We start from the raw sequence: 20,025 nt of genomic DNA, 5'->3' as shown, positions 1-20,025 counted from the left end.
CCGTGGGCGCCGCGGCTGTTCATGCGGCCGCGGCGCCCGCCGCTCACAGCACGAACGTGTCGGACCACAGTTGAGTGGTCCGTCCGGACAACGCCTCCAAGAGCGCGGCGGCCTGGTCGTCGGTGAGCGAAGCGACGAAGTCGATCACCGCCCGGCCCCGCGCCCAGCGCTCCAGGTCTTGCGCGCCGATCGGCTCGCCGCCGAGCGCGGCCGGGTCCTCGGCGCGGACCGCCTGGAACTCCGCGCTCGCCCGCTCGAACAGGTCGCGCAGCCGGTGCGGCAGCCTGGCCTCCTCGCTGCGGTCGATCAGCCACGAGTCCAGCGCCTCCACCAGCTTGCTCACCAGCCGGTCCTGGCCGCGCTGGTGCAGCGCCAGGTCGGGGCGCTGCAGCACGAACCGGCGGTGCACGAACTTCAGCACCTGCACCTCGTGCCACTGCTCGGTGGCCAGCGCGACGTGCCCGGAGCGCACCGTCGGGGTCTCCTCCAGCCGCACGCCGTCGACCAGCCGCCGGGTCCACTCGCCGGAGAACGCCGCCACCGCCTGCTCGGCCTGCTGGGAACGGTCGAACGGCACTTGCAGCAGCTTCGTCACCAGGTCCGAGACGACCTTCTTCACCGCGTGCACGAAGGCGTCGTCGGAGGCGATCCACGAGTCCTTGGCGTGCAACCGGCGGCGCAGCAGCTCCAACGACCGGCCCGGCCGGTGCTCGGCGGCGGCCAGCTCGCCGTCGGTGCGCCCGGCCAGCTCCACGGCGTGCCCGAGCCACTCGGTGAGCTCGTGCGAAACCGTGGTGTGCTGCAGGATTCCGACGCGGTGGAAGTCCTCCAGGTCGTGGATGGCGTAGGCGATGTCGTCGGCGGTGTCCATCACCGAGGCTTCCACCGTCTGCTGCCAGCTCTCCAGCCTGCCGCGGAACGCCGCGCGGGACTCCCGCATGTCGTCGAGCTCGGTGATGTAGCAGGAGAACTTCGCCGAACCAGTACCGGGCGCGTCGTCCGGTTCCGAGGCACCGCGCGGCGGCACGCGCAGCTCGCGCGGGTGCGGCGACGGGCGGTGCAACCGCGTCCACGGGTACTTCAGCAGCGCGGCGCGGACCGCTGCGGTCAGGTCCAGCCCGTCCCCGGAGCGCTCCGGGTCGCCGCGCACGTCGATCGCGCTGACGATCCGGAACGACTGCGCGTTGCCCTCGAACCCGTCGCGCAGCCCGAACCGCTGCCGTGCCAGCCGGTCCAGCACCCGCTCACCGAGGTGCCCGAACGGCGGGTGCCCGAGATCGTGGCCGAGCCCGGCGGCCTCGACCACGTCCAGGTCGCAGCCGCCGAGCTTGTCCAGCACCGCGCCCGCCGTCGAGTCGGCCAGCAGCCGCTCGCCGATCGCCCGCGCCACCTGCGCCACCTTCAGGCTGTGGGTGAGCCGGTTGTGCAGCAGCAGACCGGACCCGCTGGGGCTGATCACCTGGGTGACCCCGCCCAGCCGCGAGAAGAACGCCGAGCTCGACACCCGGTCGCGGTCCGCGCGGAACGGGCTGGCCGCCAGGTCCGGCGAAGGCCGGACCGGACCGGTGCGGTCGCTGCGACGGGTGGTGCGTTCGACTGGGCTGTCGGTGTCCATGCCCCGCACGCTAGCTGTCCGGTCGCAGGCCGAGCTGCCGCGGACCGGCTCCAGCGGCGTCCGCGAACAGCTCGGCGAGCCGTCGGCGGCCGGACGGCGGGAACCGCGCCCGTCGTGATCTGATGCTCGACGTGGTGGACGTGCTCATCGTGGGGGCCGGCCCGGCGGGCCGGGCAGTCGCCGCGGCGTGCAGCGACACCGGCCTCGACGTGAGCGTGGTGGCACCGGCGCCGCGCAACGTCTGGCCGCACACCTACGGCTCCTGGCTGGACGAACTTCCCACCTCGGTGCCGCGTTCCGCGCTGGCCGCGGTCACCCCGGTGATGCGCGCGATCGGCACGACCGAGCACGAGCTCGACCGGGCATACGCCGTGCTGGACAACACGGCGCTGTGGAAGCACCTGTGGCGTTCCGACGTCGAGGAGGTCACCGGCCGGGTGGTGGCCGCCGAGCACGGTCCGACCGGTTCGACGGTGCGGCTCAAGGACGGCAGGCGGCTGGCCGCGGCCACCGTCGTCGATGCCAGCGGTGCCGCGCGGGTGCTGTCCGGCGGGCGTCCGGCACGGACTCCCGCGCAGCAGACCGCGGTGGGGGTGGTGCTCGACGCGGCAGCGGCGGAACCACTGTGCCCACCGGGGGCCGGAGTGTTCATGGACTGGCGCGCCGCGCCCGACACCAAGGGCGGCTGGCCGACCTTCCTGTACTGCGTCCGCCTCGGCGACGACCAAGTGCTGCTGGAAGAGACCTCGCTGGCCCGGCGGCCCGCGCTGCCGCTGACCCTGCTGCGCAAGCGCCTGCACGGGCGGCTGGAGGCGGCGGGCATCACCGCGCCCGGCAACGCACCCGAGGAGCGGGTCCGCTTCCCCGTCGACGACCCGCTGCCCCGGCCCGGCCGCGTGGTGTCGTTCGGCGCGTCCGGCGGGCTGGTGCACCCGGCGAGCGGGTTCAGCGTCGCCAGCGCGCTGCGGCACGCCCCGTGGGTCGCCGCTGCGCTCAGCGCCGGACTGCCCGCCGGATCCGCCGCCGCTGCCAAAGCGGCCTGGTCGGTCCTGTGGCCCCCGCGCGCCGCGGCCACGCACGCATTGCGCAGGCGCGCGCTGCGCTCGCTGCTGCAGTTCCCGCCCGAGCTGGTACCGGAGTTCTTCGAAGTCTTCTTCTCCCTGGACGAGCAGCAGCAAGCGGCGTTCCTGGCCGCCGACCACGACCCGGCGGGCACGGTCGCGACGATGAGCGCGCTGTTCCGGCGGGCGCCCTGGCCGATCCGGCGGCGGCTGATCGCGGGCGGCTTCGGCCCGGGCTGGGGCGACGCTCAGCACGGCTTCGGCGGAAGCTGACCCGCGCTGCGCCGATCTGCGGTACACGTTTACACCGCCCGCAGCAGGGCGACTACCTGCGGGAACCGCTCGGCAACGCGGTCCGGTGCAACCGGCGAACGGTCCTGCGCTGCTGTGTTGGTGCCCACAGCGGCGGCGCGGGATGGGTGCTGGTGGCGTGCGAGTCGCGCTAGGTTGTGCTGCGGCAACCCTGTCGCCCTCGGACGAGGAGCAGCTGAGATGTCGGTGAACAGGTCGTGAATCCGCTCGATGGAGCACCATGAGTGCAGGCAACATCGACGGCGTGCTCGCGCTGGCGAACGGAGTGCGCTTCGCGTTCCAGCCCATGATCAACGTCAAGACCGGTGGGATCGTGGCGGTGGAAGCGCTCGCCCGGCCCACCGCCGGAAACGTGCATGATCTGTTCCGGGAGGCCGCGCGCGAGCGCAAGCTCACCGAGCTGGACGTGGCGCTGGCCTGCTCGGCGCTGGGCGCGGCGGCCGAGCACGAGACGCTGCTGCCGCTGCACCTGAACCTGTTCGGCGGCACGGTCACGCACGACCTGTCCCGGCTGGACGAGCTCCGCGAACGGCTGCGGGAAGTGGGCCGCCGGGAACACGAGATCACCTTGGAGATCGGCCCGCCGTTCGCCCGGCTCGACCCCGAACAGCTGCTGCACGGGGTGCGGTCGCTGCGCGCGGAAGGCTTCCAGATCGCGATGGACGGGGTCGGCCAGGGCGACGTCCCGCTGACCCTGATCGCCGACATGGACCCGGGCACGGTGAAGCTGGACCGGGGCGTGCTCGACGACCTGCCGGACTCGCAGCCGCGGCAGGCGGTGCTGGAGTCGGTTCGGCACCTGTGCGAGGCGACCGGTTCCGACCTGATCGCCGAAGGCGTCGAGAACGACCGGCAGCTCAGCGTGCTGCGGCGCAACGGAGTGCGGCTGGTGCAGGGCAACCTGCTCGCCCCGCCCGCACGGCGGCCCCCGACGACGATCACGGTGCCCGGGGTGGCCGCCGAGGTCACCGACCCGACCGGGCAGCCGCGCAACACCCTGGCCGCCGGCCCGCGAGTCACCGAGTTCCTGTCGCCTGCCACGCTGCTTTCGGTGGACGCCACCGCCGACACGGTCCGCGGGGTGCTGGCCGACCACTCGGAGATCAGCGGCGTGGTGCTGGTCGACGAGCACAACCGGCCGCAGTTCACCATCGACCGCAACCGCTTCCTGCTCGCGGTCACCGGCCCTTACGGGCACGCGCTGCACGCCAAGCGGCCCGCGTCCCGGCTGGCCGACGAACCCCGCGTGGTCACCACCGCGACCACCGCGATGGAAGCGTTGAGCCTGGTCACCCGCTCCGATCAGTACCGCATGTACGACGACGCGATCGTCGTCGACGAGTCGGGGCGCTGCCTCGGCGCGGTGCGCGCCGGGCACCTCATCCGCGGTATGGCGGACCTGAAGGTGGAGGAGGCCGCCGCGCTCAACCCGCTGACCCGGCTGCCCGGCAGCGACGCCATCGCCCGCGACGTGACCCGGCGGATCGCCGCCGGTGAGGTGTTCGGGGTGAGCTGGCTGGACATCGACGGGTTCAAGACGGTCAACGACACCGTCGGGTTCTCCGCGGGCGATGACCTGATCCGCGCGATCGGGCGCGGGCTCACCGACGCGTCCACCTCGATGCCTTCGGTTCGGGTGGGTCACGTCGGTGGCGACGACTTCCTGCTGGTCGCCGATCTCGACGACCTCGTGCCGCTCGCCGAGCTGCTGCTGGATCCCGAGCGGGACGCCGGTGGCGTGCCGGTGAGCCTCTCGCTGGCCACGCTGGTGTGCACGCAGAGCACGGTGACCAGCTACGACGAGGTGTCCCGGCTGCTGGCCCCGCTCAAGCGGGAGGCCAAGGCGCTGAGCGGCTCGAGCTGGGTGATGTCCCGGCCCGGGTCGCAGCACGTGGACGTGCTGCGCGGCAAGGGCGCTGCGCAGGGCCCGGGCGGGCGAAGCCCGGCGCAGCGCCCGGACGCCGAGCGCGAAGCCGTCCAGCAAACCGCCCGCAACGCGCAGGACGCCGTTGCGAACGCGGCCGGGAACGATGCGGGTCGAGCCGCTGCGCCGGACGGCACGCGCGGTGCTCCCGGCGCTGCGAACCACGCGGATCGTCCGCAGCCGTCCAGCGCACCGCCCGCCGCGAAGCCGGGGCCGCAGTCCTCCATGCCGGACGGGCCCGCTCGTCCACCGTCCGCGCCGGGCGGGAATCCGCACGTACCGCAGCCGCAACCGGGCGGGAATCCGCGGGCGCCGCAGCACGTGCCGTCGAACGCCGTGCCCGCTGCTCAGCCGCCGAACGTGCGCCCAGCGCCGCAGCCACCGGCCGACAGCGCCGGACCGCACTCCGCACCGCCGGGCTTTCCGACGCAGGATCCGGAGGCGATGCCACCGCAGCCGACCGACTCACCTCGCGTGCAGGGCCCCTGAATGAGGCACCGCCCGCACACGACGAACGGCCCCGGCAGCGAGGTGCTGCCGGGGCCGTCGCGCACGGAGTATCGGCCGCTCAGACCGTGAAGCCGAGGGCGCGGAGCTGCTCGCGCCCCTCTTCGGTGATCTTTTCCGGTCCCCACGGCGGCATCCACACCCAGTTGATGCGGAAGTCGTTGACCACACCGCCACCGGGGCCGCCGGTGAGCGCGGAACGGGCCTGCTCCTCGATCACGTCGGTCAGCGGGCAGGCCGCGGAAGTCAGGGTCATGTCCAGCGTGGCGCTGTTGTCCTGCTCGACGGTCACGCCGTAGAGCAGGCCGAGGTCGACGATGTTGATGCCCAGCTCGGGGTCCACCACATCGCGCAGCGCCTCTTCGACGTCTTCCACCGCGGCGAGTTCCGCGGCAGGCGCCGGGGTCTCCGGCATGCCTTCCGCGCCGCGCTGCACGTCGGCGCCATCGGAGGCAGCGCCGCGCTGCACGTCGGCTTCAGCCGTTTCCTTGTCCTGCACCTGGGTTTGGTCGGTCATGACGCTCCCACCTCGTCGACGACGCGCGACACGGCGTCCTTGAAAGCCATCCACCCGAGCAACGCGCACTTCACGCGCGCCGGGTACTTGGCCACCCCGGCGAACGCGATGCCGTCCTCCAGGACGTCCTCGTCGGGCTCGACCTGCCCGCGGCCCTGCATGAGCTCGCTGAACGCGGTCTCCTTGCCCATCGCCTCCTTGACCGGCTTGCCGACCACCAGGTCGGTGAGCACCGACGTGGAAGCCTGGCTGATCGAACAGCCCTGCCCGTCATAGGAGACGTCCTCGATGATCGCGTCGGGGCCGCTGCCGGTCAACCGCACCCGCAGCGTCACCTCGTCCCCGCAGACCGGGTTGACCTGGAAGGACTCCGCGTCGAACGGGTCTCGCAGGCCAGTGCGGTGCGGGTTGCGGTAGTGGTCCAGGATGATCTCCTGGTACATCTGCTCGAGCTGCATCACACGTCCTTCAGTTCACGCGACACCGAAGAAACGCTGAGCCTCCCGCACAGCTTCCCCGAGCGCGGCGACCTCGTCCAGATCGTTGTACAGGTAGAAGCTCGCCCGCACCGTGGCCGGAACCCGGAACGACCGGTGCAGCGGCCACGCGCAGTGGTGGCCGACGCGAACCTCGACGCCCTGGCCGTCCATCACCTGGCCCGCGTCGTGCGGGTGCACCCCGTCGAGCACGAACGACACCGTGGCGCCGCGGTCCTCGGTGCTGTTGGGGCCGATGATGCGCACCCCGTCGATCCCGGACAGTTCCTCCAGCGCCGCCGCGGCGAGCTTCTTCTCGTGCGCGGCGATGCGCTCCATGCCCACCACCGACAGGTAGTCCACGGCCGCGCCGAGCCCGATGGCCTGCGAGGTCATCGGCACGCCCGCCTCGAACCGCTGCGGCGGCTCGGAGAACGTGGAGTGGTCGATGTAGACCATCTCGATCATCGACCCGCCGGTGAGGAAAGGCGGCATCGAGCGCAGCAGCTCGTTGCGGCCGTAGAGCACCCCGATGCCGGACGGGCCGAGCATCTTGTGCCCGGAGAAGACCGCGAAGTCCACGTCCAGCGCGGCGAAGTCCACCGGCGAGTGCGGCACCGACTGGCAGGCGTCCAGCACCACCAGTGCGTCCACCTGGTGCGCCCGCGCGACGATCCGCTCCAACGGGTTCACCGTGCCGAGCACGTTGGACTGGTGCGAGACCGCGACGACCTTGGCCCGCTCGGTGATCACATCGTCCACATCGGACAGATCCAGCCTGCCGTCCGCGGTGACGCCGAACCAGCGCAACGTCGCCCCGGTGCGCTGGCACAGCTGCTGCCACGGCACCAGGTTGGCGTGGTGCTCCATCTCGGTCACCACGACCTCGTCGCCGGGGCCGATGCGGAACCGCTCCGCCTCGGGCCCCGAGGTGCCCGCGTTGCTCATCGCGTAGGCGACCAGGTTGATCCCCTCGGTGGCGTTCTTGGTGAACACCACCTCGTCGATCCCGGCGCCGACCAGCCGCGCGATCTTGGCGCGGGCCTCCTCGTAGGCGTCCGTGGCCTCCTCAGCGAGCTGGTGCGCACCGCGGTGCACGGCCGCGTTGGAGGTCTCCAGGAAGGACCGCTCCGCGTCCAGCACCTGGCGCGGACGCTGCGAGGTCGCACCCGAATCCAGGTAGACCAGGCTGCGGTCGTCGCGGATGGTGCGACCCAGGATCGGGAAGTCCGACCGGATCGCCGCGACGTCCAGCGGGGCCGCACCGGCGTGGGTGAGAGGCTGAGCGGTCATGACTGCGAAGCCGCCTCCTTCGTGAACCGCACGTAGCCGTTGCGCTCCAGTTCCTCGGCCAGCTCCGGGCCGCCGGACTCGACGACCTTGCCGCCCGCGAACACGTGCACGTAGTGCGGCTGGACGTGGTTGAGGATGCGGGAGTAGTGCGTGATCAGCAGCACTCCCTTGTCACCCTTCTCGACGTAGCTGTTGACGCCCTCGGACACCACGCGCAGCGCGTCGACGTCCAGGCCGGAGTCGGTCTCGTCGAGGATCGCGAACTTCGGGTCCAGCAGGTCCAGCTGCAGGATCTCGTGCCGCTTCTTCTCGCCGCCGGAGAAGCCCTCGTTGACGCTGCGCTCGGCGAACGACGGGTCGATGTCCAGGCTGCTCATCGCCTGCTTGACCTCTTTGACCCAGTGCCGGATCTGCGGGGCCTCACCGCGGACCGAACCGGCCGCGCTGCGCAGGAAGTTCGACATCGAAACGCCCGGCACCTCGACCGGGTACTGCATGGCGAGGAACAGGCCCGCGCGGGCGCGCTCGTCCACGCTCATCTCCAGCACGTCCTCGCCGTCGAGCAGCACCTGACCGGAGTCGATCCGGTACTTGGGGTGCCCGGCGATGGCGTAGGCCAGCGTCGACTTGCCGGAGCCGTTCGGGCCCATGATGGCGTGGATCTCGCCGGAGCGGACCGTGAGGTTCACGCCGTTGAGGATCGGCTTGGCGCCCTCGTCGGTGACGACGGAGCCGTGCAGGTCCTTGATCTCCAGGGTGGCCATTGTGCGTTGTTCTCCTGGTGTGTGAGGAAAGTCGAGTAGGGGTGGCGCTCAGGCGCCGACGACGGCCAGCTCGGCCTCGATCGCGGCCTCCAGCCGCTCGCGGACCTCCGGCACGGTGATCTTCTGCAGGATCTCGCCGAAGAAGCCGCGCACCACGAGCCTGCGGGCCTGGTCCTCCGGGATGCCGCGGGACTGCAGGTAGAACAGCTGCTCGTCGTCGAACCGGCCGATGGCGCTGGCGTGCCCGGCGCCTTCGATCTCCCCGGTCTCGATCTCCAGGTTCGGCACCGAGTCGGCGCGGGCGCCCTCGGTCAGCACCAGGTTCCGGTTCAGCTCGAAGGTCTCGGTGGCTTCGGCCGCCGCGCGGATCAGCACGTCACCGATCCACACCGTGTGCGCGGAATCGCCCTGCAGCGCGCCCTTGTAGAGCACGTTGCTGCGGCAGTTCGCCTCGGCGTGGTCGACCAGCATCCGGTGCTCCAGGTGCTGGCCCTCGTCGGCGAAGTACAGCCCCAGCAGCTCGGCGTCGCCGCCCTTGTCGCCGTAGGTCACGGTGGTGTTCACCCGCACCAGGTCGCCGCCGAGGGTCACCGCCAGGTGCCGGAACACCGCGTCCCGGCCCAGGTAGGCGTGCTCGGAGCTGACCTGGGTGGCGTCGTCGGCCCAGTCGTGCACGGACACGATCGACAGCCGCGCGGAGTCGTCCACGACGAACTCGATGTTCTCGCCCAGCACACCGGAGCCGCGGTAGTCGACCACCACGACGGCGTCGGCGAACCGCTCGGCGCGGATCTGGATGTGCCCGTAGGCCGTCCGCCCGACGCCGGGGCCGTGCACGACGATGCTGACCGGGCCTTCCGGGCGCACCTCCTTGGGCACGGTGACGACCGTGGCCTGCTCGAACGAGCTCCACGCCTGCGCGGCGATCCGGTCGGCGGGCACGCCGCCCTTGCCGATGCGCTCGTCGTCGCGGCCAACGGTCTCCACGGTGACCTCGGAGCCGGCCTCGACCTCGACACCGATCTCGCCGGTGGCCTCGGCGGTGCCGTCGTGCAGCCCCTTGAGCCGCTTGACCGGCGTGAACCGCCAGTCCTCCTCGCGGCCGCCGGGAACCTCGAAGGCATCGACGTCGTAGGAGGTGAACCGCTGCCCGCGGGAGGACTGCGGGATCACAGTCCCCCCGTGGGAGTGCTCGCTCAGGCCGTGCTGGGCGTCGTCGGTACTGGTGGTGCTCGTCATCAGCCGACGGCCCCTTCCATCTGCAGCTCGATCAGGCGGTTCAGTTCCAGCGCGTATTCCATCGGCAGCTCGCGCGCGATCGGCTCGACGAAGCCGCGCACGATCATCGCCATCGCCTCGTCCTCGGTCAGCCCGCGCTGCATCAGGTAGAACAGCTGGTCGTCGCTGACCTTGGAGACGGTGGCCTCGTGGCCCATGGACACGTCGTCGACGCGCACGTCGACGTAGGGGTACGTGTCGGAGCGGCTGATGGTGTCCACCAGCAACGCGTCGCACTTGACGTTGGACGAGGAGTGGTTGGCGCGCTTGGCGACCTTCACCAGACCCCGGTAGGAAGTGCGGCCGCCGCCCCTGGCGATCGACTTGGACACGATCGACGAGGACGTGTGCGGAGCCATGTGCTCCATCTTCGCGCCCGCGTCCTGGTGCTGGCTCTCACCGGCGAAGGCCACCGAGAGCACCTCGCCCTTGGCGTGCTCGCCCATCAGGAACACCGACGGGTACTTCATGGTCACCTTGGAGCCGAGGTTGCCGTCGACCCACTCCATGGTCGCGCCCTCTTCGGCCTTGGCCCGCTTGGTGACCAGGTTGTAGACGTTGTTCGACCAGTTCTGGATCGTGGTGTAGCGGCAGCGCGCGTTCTTCTTGACCACGATCTCCACGACCGCCGAGTGCAGCGAGTCGCTGGAGTAGATCGGCGCGGTGCAGCCCTCGACGTAGTGCACGTAGGCACCCTCGTCGACCACGATCAGCGTCCGCTCGAACTGGCCCATGTTCTCGGTGTTGATCCGGAAGTAGGCCTGCAGCGGGATGTCCACGTGCACGCCCTTCGGCACGTAGATGAACGAGCCGCCGGACCACACCGCGGTGTTCAGCGCGGAGAACTTGTTGTCCCCGGCCGGGATGACCGAGCCGAAGTACTCCTTGAAGATCTCCGGGTGCTCGCGCAGGGCGGTGTCGGTGTCCAGGAACTGGACGCCCTTCTCCTCCAGGTCCTCGCGGATCTTGTGGTAGACCACCTCGGACTCGTACTGCGCGGCGACACCGGCGACCAGCCGCTGCTTCTCCGCTTCCGGGATGCCCAGCTTGTCGTAGGTGTTCTTGATGTCCTCGGGCAGGTCCTCCCAGGTCTGGGCCTGCTCCTCGGTGGAACGCACGAAGTACTTGATCTGCTCGAAGTCGATGCCGGACAGATCGGCGCCCCAGTTCGGCATCGGCTTGCGCTCGAACAGCCGCAGCGCCTTGAGCCGCGCTTCGAGCATCCACTCGGGCTCGTCCTTCTTGGCCGAGATCTCCCGGACGACGTCCTCGTTGAGCCCGCGGCGGGCGGACTCACCGGCGGCGTCGGAGTCGGCCCAGCCGTATTCGTAGTTGCCCAGGGTGGCGAGGGTCTCTTCTTGGCTGAGCTGGCCAGTGTTCGACACCGTGGTGGGTGTGCGCTGCTCGGCAGCGGCAGTCATACGGACTCCCCTCCGTCAGGAATCGGGGCGGTCTGCTCCCCCGCCGGTCGCCGACCGGCCGTGGGTGCTTGGTCGGTTGTGGCCGGTCCGGGGGCGACCTCGTCGGTCTCCGCACCGGTCCCGGTCGTTCGCGCGTTCCGCGTGAGCGGTACGTGCGTCGTGCATGCCGCATCGCCGTTGGCGATGGTGGCCAACCGCTGCACGTGGGTGCCGAGGACTTCGGCGAACGCCGCCGTCTCGGCCTCGCACAACTGCGGGAAGTCCGCAGCGACGTGCGCCACCGGGCAGTGGTGCTGGCAGAGCTGCTCACCGGAGGCGACGCTGCGCGTCGAGGCAGCGTAGCCCTCGCGAGTCAGTGCACCGGCAAGGACCTCGGCCCGCTCGGCCGGAGTCCGGGCGGCGGCCAGCGCCTCCCGGTGGTGTTCGACGAGTGCGGCGATCCGCTGTTCGGCGAACGACCGCACCGCCTGCTCACCGTCCGATTCGGCGATGAACCGCAACGCCGCCACGGCCAGGTCGTCGTAGGCGTGCCCGAACCTGGCCCTGCCGACCTCGGTCAGCAGGTACAGCTTGGCGGGCCTGCCCCGGCCGCGGCGTTGCCGTGCCGAGGACTCCCTGGTGTAAGCCTCGCCCTCGGCGACCAGTGCGTCGAGGTGCCTGCGCACCGCGACGGCGCTGATCCCGAGCGCTTCGGCCACCGCAGCCGCGGTGATCGGCCCCCGCTCCAGCAGGAGGCGGGCGACCGAGTGCCGGGTGCCGCCGTCTCCGGACTGCGCGGCCGCACCCGGGGCGGTGGCGCCCTGAGCGGACTGCCCGGAGTTCGGCGCCACAGCCTGGGAAGGCGTTCCGGCGTTTTTCACAACACTGATGTTACCTATTTCGTCCAGCCACGCCAGAGCCAGCCCCGGCAGGTGATTCGGCTCACTCCTGCCCGCGGCTGCGCTGCGTGGTCGCCACCGCAGCGAGCATCCCGCGTTCGGCTTCCCAGCCGTTGCGCTTCGGCACCGGTCCGGCACCCGGCGGAATCGGTTGAGCCGCACGCACGACGCCGCGGGGCGCACGGCCCGGTGAAAACCGAGCCTCGACAGCCGCGACCAGCGCAACCTCTAAGCTCAGGCGTCGTGGCGGCAGGCGATACCAACGGTGCCGGGGCCGCGGACCCGGCCACCGGCACCGACCAGCAGACGGCCCGGCGCCCGGAAGGCGCGCGCACCGGCGACCCGGAGAACCCGCGGGCCGACCGGCGGGCGGAGGCGCACGGCGACGGCTCGGCGCAGGGTGAGTCGGTGGACGAGCAGTTCGGCGACCCGGAACGGCACGGCGCCACCGAAGCCTCGCGGCGACAGCAGGGCTCCGGCCGCGGGGAAGACGCCGGCTCCGAGAAGGACTCCGGCCGCGAGGAAGATCCTGGCCGCGACCAGCGAGCGGGCACCGGGCACGACGGCACCGAAGGCAGCGACGGCGATCCGGAGCCGCTGGCCGCGCCGGAACGCAGGCAGCTCGACCTGGTGCGCCGCTTCGGCACCGCAGGCTCGCTGGTGCTCGCCTTCGGCGCCGTCGGGGCGGGCGCCGCGCCGGTGAACAACCCGCTCATCGGAGTGCGCCTGCTCGGCCTGCCCGCTCGGATCCCGACGGTGGCGATGGCCTGCGCGTGGCTCGGGATGCTCATGATCGTCACCGCGTGGCTGTGGCTGGGCAAGCTGTCCTGGCCCGGCCGGGCGCGCATGATCACCCGCACCCAGCTGGACCGCACGGTCGTGATGTGGGGCCTGCCGCTGGCGATCGCGCCGCCGCTGTTCAGCACCGACATGTACACCTACCTCGGGCAGAACGCGGTGGCCGCCAGCGGCGTGAACCCTTACACGCTCGGGCCTTCCGCGGCGCTGGGCGTGGAGCACCCGCTGGTCGCCAACGTGCCGAACATCTGGCGCGACACGCCTTCGCCGTACGGCCCGCTGTTCCTCATGGTCGGCCAGCACCTCGCCCGGGTGATCGGGACCGACGTGGTGTTCGGCGTGCTGCTGTGGCGCGCGGTCATGATCGCCGGGCTGATGCTGGCGATCTGGGCGATCCCGCGGCTGGCGGTGCGCTGCGGGGTGCATCCGGTGGCCGCGCTGTGGCTCTCGGCGGCCAACCCGATCACGCTGTTCCACGTGATCAGCGGTGCGCACAACGAGGCGCTGCTGGTCGGGATCATGTTCGCCGCGATCGAACTGGGGCTGCGCTGGCGCCGCCCGCTGGGCGTGGCCGCGACCGCGGTGCTGCTGACCATCGGCGGCGCGATCAAACCGCCCGGATTCATCGCGCTCGGGTTCTTCGGCGTCTACGTCGCCCGCAGGCGCGGCGGGCGGTTCCGCGACCTGGTGATCGTCGCCGCCGGCCTGCTGGCGGTGTTCCTGGCCACCATGGCGGTGATCACGGTCGCCAGCGGCTGGGGCCTGGGCTGGATCGACACCTTCGACGTGCCGAACCGGATCAAGACGTGGCTGGCACCGATGACCGCGTTCGGCATGACCGGCGGTGGCCTCGGGATGCTGCTGGGGCTGGGCAACCACACCGACTCGATGCTGGTCATCACGAAGCTGATCGGCTACGCGGTGACCGGGGTCGTGTGCCTGCGGCTGCTGTGGCTGTCGTTCAAGGGCCGCGTCGAGCCGCTGACCGCGCTGGGCATCACGCTGGGCACGCTGGCGGTGTTCGGGCCGGTGCTGCACCCCTGGTACCTGCTGTGGATGGTGATCCCGCTGGCGTTGTCCACGAACAACACCCGGTTCCGGATCACCGCGGCGGCGATCTGCGCGGTGGTGGCGCTGCTGGTGGCGCCGACCGGTACGGCTTATGTGCTGCGTGCGTACCAGATCCCGCTCGCCGTGATCGCCTCGTTGATCGCGTTCGCCGTGCTGCTGTGGTTCATGCGCGGGAAGGTGCCGCGGCTGCTACCGACCCGGAGGGGTGCGCGCCCGGTCACGTCATAGGCTTGGAGGTCGTGAACGAAGCCGCGAGCACCCCAACCGGCCGCCCAGTGCCGAACGGCGCGGTCCAGGACGACGCGGTCCGAGACGGGGCGGTCCGAGACGGGGCGGCCCAGGACGGCCCGGGGGATCAGGAGGCGTCCGAGGGCGCGCCGCAGCACTCCCCGGCGCTGGAGGTGCGGGGGCTGACCAAGAGCTTCGGCGACACCGTGGCCGTGGCCGGGCTGGACCTGTGCATGGCGCGCGGCAGCGTGCTCGCACTGCTCGGCCCGAACGGTGCGGGCAAGACCACCACGGTCGAGATCTGCGAAGGCTTCCAGCGCCCGGACGGCGGGACCGTGCGCGTGCTGGGCATGGACCCCGCCGCCCAGGGCGAGCGGTTGCGGCCGCGGATCGGCGTGATGCCGCAGGGCGGCGGCGCCTACCCGGGCGTGCGCGCCGCGGAGATGCTCCGGCTGATCGCCTCCTGCGCCGCCGACCCGATCGATCCGGACTGGTTGCTGGACACGCTCGGGCTCGCCGCGGCGGGGCGAACCCCGTACAAGCGGCTCTCCGGCGGTCAGCAGCAGCGGTTGTCGCTGGCCTGCGCCCTGGTCGGGCGCCCGGAGCTGGTGTTCCTGGACGAACCGACCGCCGGGCTGGACCCGCAGGCCCGCAGGCTCGTGTGGGACCTGGTGGCGGCGTTGCGCCGCGACGGCGTGGGGGTGCTGCTGACCACGCACCTGATGGACGAGGCCGAAGCGCTGGCCGACCGCGTCGTGATCGTCGATCACGGCCGCGCCGTCGCCGACGGCACCGCGGCGGAGCTGACCGCCGATCCGCAGGGCAGGCAGGAGCTGTGGTTCCGCTCCGAAACGGCGCTGGACCTGGACCTGCTGCTGGCGGCGCTGCCGGAGGACTACGAGGCCACCGAGGTCCGCTCCGGGCAGTACGTGGTGCGCGGCTGCATCGACCCGCAGGTGGTCTCCACCGTGACGTCCTGGTGCGCCCGGCACGGGGTGCTGGCCAACGAGCTGCGGGTCAGCAAGCGGAGCCTGGAGGACGTGTTCCTCGACCTGACCGGACGGGAGTTGCGCTCGTGAGCCGAAACGCGCCTGCGGAGACGGCGTCGAACACAGCCGCGGACGCGCCGCGGCCCGGTGAGCGCTTCCCGGCGGGCACCTTCACCCCGGCGCCGGGCAGGGGCCGGGCGCTGCGGATGCTGGCCGCGCACACCCGCGTCGAGGCGCTGCTGATCGTGCGCCACGGCGAGCAGGCGCTGCTGACCCTGATCATCCCGATGGCGCTGCTGATCGGACTGAGCACGCTGCACATCGGCACCGTGCCGGAACCGCGGGTGGACTCCGTCGCACCGCGGGTGCTGGCGCTGGCGGTGATGTCGACCGCGTTCACCGGGCAGGCGATCGCGCTGGGCTTCGACCGCCGCTACGGGGTGCTCAAGCGGCTTTCGGCGACCGCGTTGCCGCGCTGGACGCTGATCTCCGGCCGGGTGCTGGCGACGCTGCTGGTGGTGGCGTTGCAGGCGGTGCTGCTCGGGATCACGGCGGTGTGCCTCGGCTGGACGCCGCACCTGCTGGGCCTGATCGGCGGGATTCCGCTGCTGGTGCTGGGCACGATCGCGTTCGGCGCCGCGGGCGTGCTGGTCGGTGGCGCGTTCCGGGCCGAGATCGTGCTGGCGCTGGCCAACGCGATCTGGTTCGTGCTGCTGCTGGCGGGCGGGCTGGCGCTGCCTGCGGGCGACCTGCCGGGGCCGGTCGGGGCGATCGCGGGTCTGCTGCCGTCCGGCGCGCTGGCCGCGGCACTGGAACGGACCGTCGAGCACGCCGCGCTGCCGGGTTGGCAGCCGGTTGTGGTGTTGCTGCTTTGGGGCGCGGCCGCCGGGGCGCTGGCGGTCCGCACGACGCGTCTGACCTGATCCGCCGCTCTGTTACCGCGAAGTAGGGTGGCGGCATGACTGAGCCGCGAAACGCCTCCGCGAACGCCGAGTCGGCCCGGCGGTGCCACCGCGCACTGGAGCCGCTGCACGCCAACATCTACTTCTCCCCCGACGCCGACGCGGCGTTCACCGAGCTGGGCCTGCAATCCCGCACGGCGCGCTACTTCGCGGGCCGCGCGGCCCCGATGGGCGCGGTCGGCGCAGGCGTGGTCGCCGCGACGTTCTACAACTTCAACCCCGAGCTGGTCGCCGAGTCGATCCCGCAGGCGTGGTCGGTCGTGCAGCCCTCGGACGTGGTCGCCGCCCGCTTCGGCGCCGCGGACAGCACGCTGCGGCGACTGCTGGGCGAAGACCAGATCCGCTCGGAAGAAGTCGCCGAGGCCGCCGAACTCGCCCGCCGCGCCACCGAGGCGTGCAAGCCGGAAGCCCGCCCGCTCTACGCCGCGCACGCCGACCTGGACTGGCCGGAGCAGCCGCACGTCGCGCTCTGGCACGCGGTCAGCCTGCTGCGCGAGTACCGCGGCGACGGGCACCTGATCGCGCTGCAGTCGGCAGGGCTGTCCGGGCTGCACGCGCTGATCCTGCAGATCACCAGCGGCGAAGGGCTTTCCGAGCAGTTCGCCAAGGCCAGCCGCGGCTGGTCGGACGCGCAGTGGGGCGACGCGCAGGACGTGCTGCGCGCGCAGGGGCTGCTCGACGCGGGCAACGAGCTCACCGACGCGGGCAAGCAGCTGCGGGAGAAGGTCGAGCAGCACACCGACGAGCTGGCGGCGGCGCCGTGGGCGCACCTGGGCGCCGAGGGCACCGAACGGCTCGTCGCGCTCGGCAAGTCGTTGAGCAAGCAGGTCGCACGAGCGGGCGCCTTCCCCGGACACGCCTTCGCGGCAGGCCACCGCGACTGACTGCGGAAGGTTCGCGGCGGGTGCCGGTCGCTCCGCTGGACGCTGCGATCGGCTCCGCCGTTCTCAAGACGACGGCCGCCCGCGGCCGGGTACCTCTCGGCGGTGCGTTCCAGGGCAGCGCCTACGATCGGGCCGTGCCGACGTCGAAACTGGCCAGGGTCCTGAATCCAAGTCACCGCGTGGTGCGCGCACTGGCGCTGGCCGTGCTCGTCACCCAGGCGTTGATCTCGGTGACCGGGTCGGTGGTGCGGGTGACCGGCTCCGGCCTCGGCTGCCCCACGTGGCCGCAGTGCTTCCCCGGCAGCATGGTGCCGATCGAGCACCCGGAGGTCGCCGCGCTGCACCAGGTGATCGAGTTCGGCAACCGCACGCTGACCGGCTTGGTCGGGTTCGTGGCGCTGGCCTGCCTGCTGGCCGCCTGGCGGGTGCGGCCGCGCCGCCCGCGGCTGATCAAGCTCGCGCTGATCATGCCGGTGGGCGTGGTCGCGCAGGCGGTGATCGGCGGCATCACGGTGCTGGTGGACCTGAGCTGGTGGAGCGTGTCGATCCACTTCATGGCCTCGGCGGTGCTGATCTGGCTGGCCGCGTACCTGTTCAAGGCCGCCGGTGAGGGCGACGAGCCCGCGACTCCGGTGCTACCCGGCCGGATGCGCGGCCTGCTGGTGGCGCTGACCGTGATCACGGCCGCGATGCTGTTCGCCGGAACGATGGTGACCGCCGCGGGCCCGCACGCCGGGGACGCCGAGACTCCGCGGTTGGTGCTGCCGGTGGTGACGTTGGTGCAGGTGCACGGGCTGCTGGTGATGGCGTACGTGTGCGTGCTGGCCGTGTTCGGCGTTTGGCTGCGCAGCGCGCGGCCCACCAAGGGCGTGCTGCGCTGCTACATCGCGGCCTGCGTGCTGGTGCTGGCGCAGGGCGCGGTTGGTTCGGCGCAGTACTACTTGGGCGTGCCGGAGGCGATGGTCGTGCTGCACGTCCTCGGCGCGACGCTGGTCATCGCGATCACGGCGCTGCTGTGGAGCGAATCGCGGTACCGCGGGCGGGTCCCCGAGGCTCCGGCGCCCGAGGCCGAGCCCGTCCCGGCCTGAGCCCGCTCCGCGCGTCGGTGAACGACCGTTGCTCCGAATGGATTTGCGCGACGCAGGAGCATCGATTCGATCGGCGGTCAGTAGCGCAGTTTGCGGGGCTGTTCGCGTTCCCAGCGCTGCCACAGCTGCGGCATTTCCCCGGCGAGCCACTGGTAGAACTCGTGCACGGTGCGCAGCCGCCGCGCCCGCTCGCCCTGCCCGCTGAACATCCGCAGCCCGGCGGCGGTGAGCTCCTCCAGCCCGGTGACCCGCTGCATCCGGTGGCGCACCAGCTCCGGCCAGCGGTCCTCCTCCACGCGGTAGAGCGCCGCCTCGCGGCCCTGCCTGGTCGTCTTGGAGATCACGCCGAGCCGCAGCAGCAGCCGCACGTTGGTGCTGACCGAGCCGGTGCTGGCGTTGAGCCCGTGCGAGAGCTCCGCGGCCGTGCGCTCCGGTGGGTCGCAGATCAGCAGGAACGCCAGGATCCGCCCGGCGATCAGCGGCATCCCCTCGGTGGCCTCGAAGTGCGCGGCCATCTGCTCGATCCACTCGGACATCGCGGGGCGTTCGGTGCGCTGCGCGTACTCGGTCACTTCAGCCCTCCGGCAGATCAACTTCAAGCGCCGCTGAAAACATAGACTCCGCGAACCGCGATGTCATCCCGACACGCCTCGATCATGCGGAAATGACCTGTTCGCCGCGGTCGCTCAGCCGTTAAGGGCGGCGCGCACCGCGGAAGCGAAGCGGAGCGGCGCGCCCGGATCGGCGTGGCCGAAGCCCAGCGACGGCTCGGTGACCTCCAGCTCCAGCACCAGCGGTGCCCCGTCGTCGCGCCGCACCAGATCGACCCGCGCGTACAGCAGGTCGCAGCGCCGCAGGCCGAGCAGCTCGGCCGCCGCGTCCATCACGTCCTCGGCCACGCGCCGCAGCGCGGGGTCCGGCTCGACCCGCATCCGTTCACCGGCGGAGAGCTCGCCGTCCGAGGACTCGCGCAGCATCGGCCCCTTGACGAAGGCGTGCGAGAACAGGCCGCCGAAGAACACCAGCGCGGTCTCGCCTTCGCGATCGACGACGCGCTGGTACGGCTGCACCAGCACGAGCCCGCCGTCACCGTGCAGCGACTCCAGGTGCTCGGCGGCCGAAGCCAGATCACCCGGCGCGAAGCGGGCGGCCCCGCGGGAACCGGCACCGACCGAGGGCTTGAGCACGAACTCGGCGTCCGGCCAATCCGCCAGGTCCGCGGCGGTGATCCGCTCCCCCGGTTTGAGCAGCCGGGTCGGCACCACCGGCAGCCCGCGCTCGGTGAGATCGGCGAGGTAGCTCTTGTCGGTGTTCCAGCGCGCCACCCGGGCCGGGTTCGCCACCGCCGGCAGCGAATCGCACCAGCTCAGGAACTCTTCGCGGCGCTGCGTGTAGTCCCACGGGCTGCGCAGCACCACGAGGTCGGCGCGGGAGAACCCGGCCGCCGGGTCGTCCCACGCGGCCCATTCCGCGCGCACGCCCAACTCGTCCAGCGCTGCGGTCAACGGGGCGTCGTCGGCGGCCGAAGCGGGCGGGTCCGCGCAGGTCGCCAGCAGTACGAACGGCATCAGCGGGCGCGCGGGCCGGCCATCTTGCGGCGGTGCGCCGGGCCGATCTGCAGCGCGGCGGTGGTCTCGCCGTCCCAGTCGCTGCCGGTCAGCTCGTCGACCGCGGCCACGACGGCTTCACCGGTCGCGACGTCGGCGACCAGCACGTCCCCGAGCGCGCCGTCCTCGCCGACGAGGACCAGGCGAGCGCCCGCGTTGCCGAGGTGCTCCACCACGGCCCGGGCGGAACCGCCGTGCTTCCCGGCGAAGTCCTTCGCCGCGGCGACGGCCTTCGGCGGCGCGGTGATCTGCTCGGCGTCGTTGTCGGCTGCCATGCCGGAGATCCTAGACAACGCCGCCGCCGCGGAGGGCGCACCGTTACGCACACCACGATCCTCGGACGGCGGGCGGA

Annotated in this window: 18 protein-coding genes; 7 read left to right on the top strand and 11 right to left on the bottom strand. The window is 71.9% G+C overall.

Annotation, left to right across the window (positions count from 1 at the left end):
• Positions 1-43: 43 nt before the first annotated feature.
• Positions 44-1,615 carry a deoxyguanosinetriphosphate triphosphohydrolase family protein gene (locus V1457_RS17670; RefSeq protein WP_200069737.1) on the bottom strand — a complete coding sequence of 524 codons (1,572 nt, stop codon included), beginning with the start codon at positions 1,613-1,615 and terminating at the stop codon, positions 44-46.
• 122 nt (positions 1,616-1,737) lie between these two features.
• On the opposite strand from V1457_RS17670, the gene V1457_RS17665 reads away from it, so the two are divergent.
• Complete coding sequence (locus V1457_RS17665; protein ID WP_338595644.1) at positions 1,738-2,949, top strand: lycopene cyclase family protein; 1,212 nt, start codon at positions 1,738-1,740, stop codon at positions 2,947-2,949.
• Between the two features lie 259 nt (positions 2,950-3,208).
• Positions 3,209-5,401: an EAL domain-containing protein gene (locus V1457_RS17660; protein ID WP_338595643.1), complete on the top strand. Its 2,193-nt coding sequence runs from the start codon at positions 3,209-3,211 to the stop codon at positions 5,399-5,401.
• Positions 5,402-5,480: 79 nt separating this feature from the next.
• Here the strand turns inward: V1457_RS17660 and V1457_RS17655 are convergent, their stop codons facing one another.
• Genes V1457_RS17655 through V1457_RS17625 form a run of 7 tightly spaced genes read right to left on the bottom strand, consistent with a single transcriptional unit; the run spans position 5,481 to position 12,028 of the window.
• Positions 5,481-5,936: a metal-sulfur cluster assembly factor gene (locus tag V1457_RS17655; RefSeq protein WP_407074697.1), complete on the bottom strand. Its 456-nt coding sequence runs from the start codon at positions 5,934-5,936 to the stop codon at positions 5,481-5,483.
• Entirely contained in the window at positions 5,933-6,394 is a 462-nt protein-coding gene (gene sufU / locus V1457_RS17650; protein WP_200069741.1) for a Fe-S cluster assembly sulfur transfer protein SufU, read from the bottom strand. The genes V1457_RS17655 and sufU overlap by 4 nt, the downstream gene beginning before the upstream one ends.
• Before the next feature lie 15 nt (positions 6,395-6,409).
• On the bottom strand, positions 6,410-7,705 hold the full coding sequence (locus V1457_RS17645) for a cysteine desulfurase (RefSeq protein WP_338595642.1): 1,296 nt from the start codon (positions 7,703-7,705) through the stop codon (positions 6,410-6,412).
• Entirely contained in the window at positions 7,702-8,469 is a 768-nt protein-coding gene (gene sufC, locus V1457_RS17640; protein ID WP_200069743.1) for a Fe-S cluster assembly ATPase SufC, read from the bottom strand. The genes V1457_RS17645 and sufC overlap by 4 nt, the downstream gene beginning before the upstream one ends.
• Positions 8,470-8,517: 48 nt before the next feature.
• Entirely contained in the window at positions 8,518-9,708 is a 1,191-nt protein-coding gene (gene sufD / locus V1457_RS17635; RefSeq protein WP_338595641.1) for a Fe-S cluster assembly protein SufD, read from the bottom strand.
• Positions 9,708-11,168: a Fe-S cluster assembly protein SufB gene (sufB, locus tag V1457_RS17630; protein WP_200069745.1), complete on the bottom strand. Its 1,461-nt coding sequence runs from the start codon at positions 11,166-11,168 to the stop codon at positions 9,708-9,710. The genes sufD and sufB overlap by 1 nt, the downstream gene beginning before the upstream one ends.
• Positions 11,165-12,028 (bottom strand): metalloregulator ArsR/SmtB family transcription factor, encoded by an 864-nt coding sequence (locus V1457_RS17625; RefSeq protein WP_338595639.1) that lies wholly within the window; start codon positions 12,026-12,028, stop codon positions 11,165-11,167. Before V1457_RS17625 ends, sufB begins: the two co-directional genes overlap by 4 nt.
• Before the next feature lie 261 nt (positions 12,029-12,289).
• Here V1457_RS17625 and mptB point away from each other — a divergent pair, with 261 nt between their 5' ends.
• The 5 genes from mptB to V1457_RS17600 all read left to right on the top strand — a co-directional run bounded on the left by mptB (position 12,290) and on the right by V1457_RS17600 (position 18,066).
• The gene (mptB, locus tag V1457_RS17620) at positions 12,290-14,143 is read left to right on the top strand and encodes a polyprenol phosphomannose-dependent alpha 1,6 mannosyltransferase MptB (protein ID WP_338595638.1); all 1,854 of its coding nucleotides are present in this window, start codon (positions 12,290-12,292) and stop codon (positions 14,141-14,143) included.
• Positions 14,144-14,310: 167 nt separating this feature from the next.
• Positions 14,311-15,222 carry an ABC transporter ATP-binding protein gene (locus V1457_RS17615; protein ID WP_200069915.1) on the top strand — a complete coding sequence of 304 codons (912 nt, stop codon included), beginning with the start codon at positions 14,311-14,313 and terminating at the stop codon, positions 15,220-15,222.
• On the top strand, positions 15,219-16,055 hold the full coding sequence (locus tag V1457_RS17610) for an ABC transporter permease (protein ID WP_295148840.1): 837 nt from the start codon (positions 15,219-15,221) through the stop codon (positions 16,053-16,055). Before V1457_RS17615 ends, V1457_RS17610 begins: the two co-directional genes overlap by 4 nt.
• Positions 16,056-16,090: 35 nt before the next feature.
• On the top strand, positions 16,091-16,978 hold the full coding sequence (locus tag V1457_RS17605) for an SCO6745 family protein (protein ID WP_200069747.1): 888 nt from the start codon (positions 16,091-16,093) through the stop codon (positions 16,976-16,978).
• 134 nt (positions 16,979-17,112) lie between these two features.
• The gene (locus tag V1457_RS17600) at positions 17,113-18,066 is read left to right on the top strand and encodes a heme A synthase (RefSeq protein ID WP_200069917.1); all 954 of its coding nucleotides are present in this window, start codon (positions 17,113-17,115) and stop codon (positions 18,064-18,066) included.
• Between the two features lie 77 nt (positions 18,067-18,143).
• Here V1457_RS17600 and V1457_RS17595 read toward each other — a convergent pair whose 3' ends face one another.
• The 3 genes from V1457_RS17595 to V1457_RS17585 all read right to left on the bottom strand — a co-directional run bounded on the left by V1457_RS17595 (position 18,144) and on the right by V1457_RS17585 (position 19,948).
• Positions 18,144-18,638 (bottom strand): GbsR/MarR family transcriptional regulator, encoded by a 495-nt coding sequence (locus V1457_RS17595; protein ID WP_200069748.1) that lies wholly within the window; start codon positions 18,636-18,638, stop codon positions 18,144-18,146.
• A gap of 114 nt (positions 18,639-18,752) precedes the next feature.
• Positions 18,753-19,634 (bottom strand): hypothetical protein, encoded by an 882-nt coding sequence (locus tag V1457_RS17590; protein WP_338595637.1) that lies wholly within the window; start codon positions 19,632-19,634, stop codon positions 18,753-18,755.
• Positions 19,634-19,948 (bottom strand): hypothetical protein, encoded by a 315-nt coding sequence (locus V1457_RS17585; protein ID WP_200069749.1) that lies wholly within the window; start codon positions 19,946-19,948, stop codon positions 19,634-19,636. Before V1457_RS17585 ends, V1457_RS17590 begins: the two co-directional genes overlap by 1 nt.
• Between the last annotated feature and the right edge of the window lie 77 nt (positions 19,949-20,025).

It is taken from the genome of Saccharopolyspora sp. SCSIO 74807, assembly GCF_037023755.1.
Lineage (GTDB): Bacteria > Actinomycetota > Actinomycetes > Mycobacteriales > Pseudonocardiaceae > Saccharopolyspora_C > Saccharopolyspora_C galaxeae.
This window is presented reverse-complemented; position numbering and strand designations above follow the sequence as displayed.

Coding starts and splice junctions, on each gene's coding strand:
- V1457_RS17670 (WP_200069737.1), bottom strand. CDS start 1,615: ATGGACACCGACAGCCCAGTCGAACGCACCACCCGTCGCAGCGACCGC.
- V1457_RS17665 (WP_338595644.1), top strand. CDS start 1,738: ATGCTCGACGTGGTGGACGTGCTCATCGTGGGGGCCGGCCCGGCGGGC.
- V1457_RS17660 (WP_338595643.1), top strand. CDS start 3,209: ATGAGTGCAGGCAACATCGACGGCGTGCTCGCGCTGGCGAACGGAGTG.
- V1457_RS17655 (WP_407074697.1), bottom strand. CDS start 5,936: ATGACCGACCAAACCCAGGTGCAGGACAAGGAAACGGCTGAAGCCGAC.
- sufU (WP_200069741.1), bottom strand. CDS start 6,394: ATGCAGCTCGAGCAGATGTACCAGGAGATCATCCTGGACCACTACCGC.
- V1457_RS17645 (WP_338595642.1), bottom strand. CDS start 7,705: ATGACCGCTCAGCCTCTCACCCACGCCGGTGCGGCCCCGCTGGACGTC.
- sufC (WP_200069743.1), bottom strand. CDS start 8,469: ATGGCCACCCTGGAGATCAAGGACCTGCACGGCTCCGTCGTCACCGAC.
- sufD (WP_338595641.1), bottom strand. CDS start 9,708: ATGACGAGCACCACCAGTACCGACGACGCCCAGCACGGCCTGAGCGAG.
- sufB (WP_200069745.1), bottom strand. CDS start 11,168: ATGACTGCCGCTGCCGAGCAGCGCACACCCACCACGGTGTCGAACACT.
- V1457_RS17605 (WP_200069747.1), top strand. CDS start 16,091: ATGACTGAGCCGCGAAACGCCTCCGCGAACGCCGAGTCGGCCCGGCGG.
- V1457_RS17590 (WP_338595637.1), bottom strand. CDS start 19,634: ATGCCGTTCGTACTGCTGGCGACCTGCGCGGACCCGCCCGCTTCGGCC.
- V1457_RS17585 (WP_200069749.1), bottom strand. CDS start 19,948: ATGGCAGCCGACAACGACGCCGAGCAGATCACCGCGCCGCCGAAGGCC.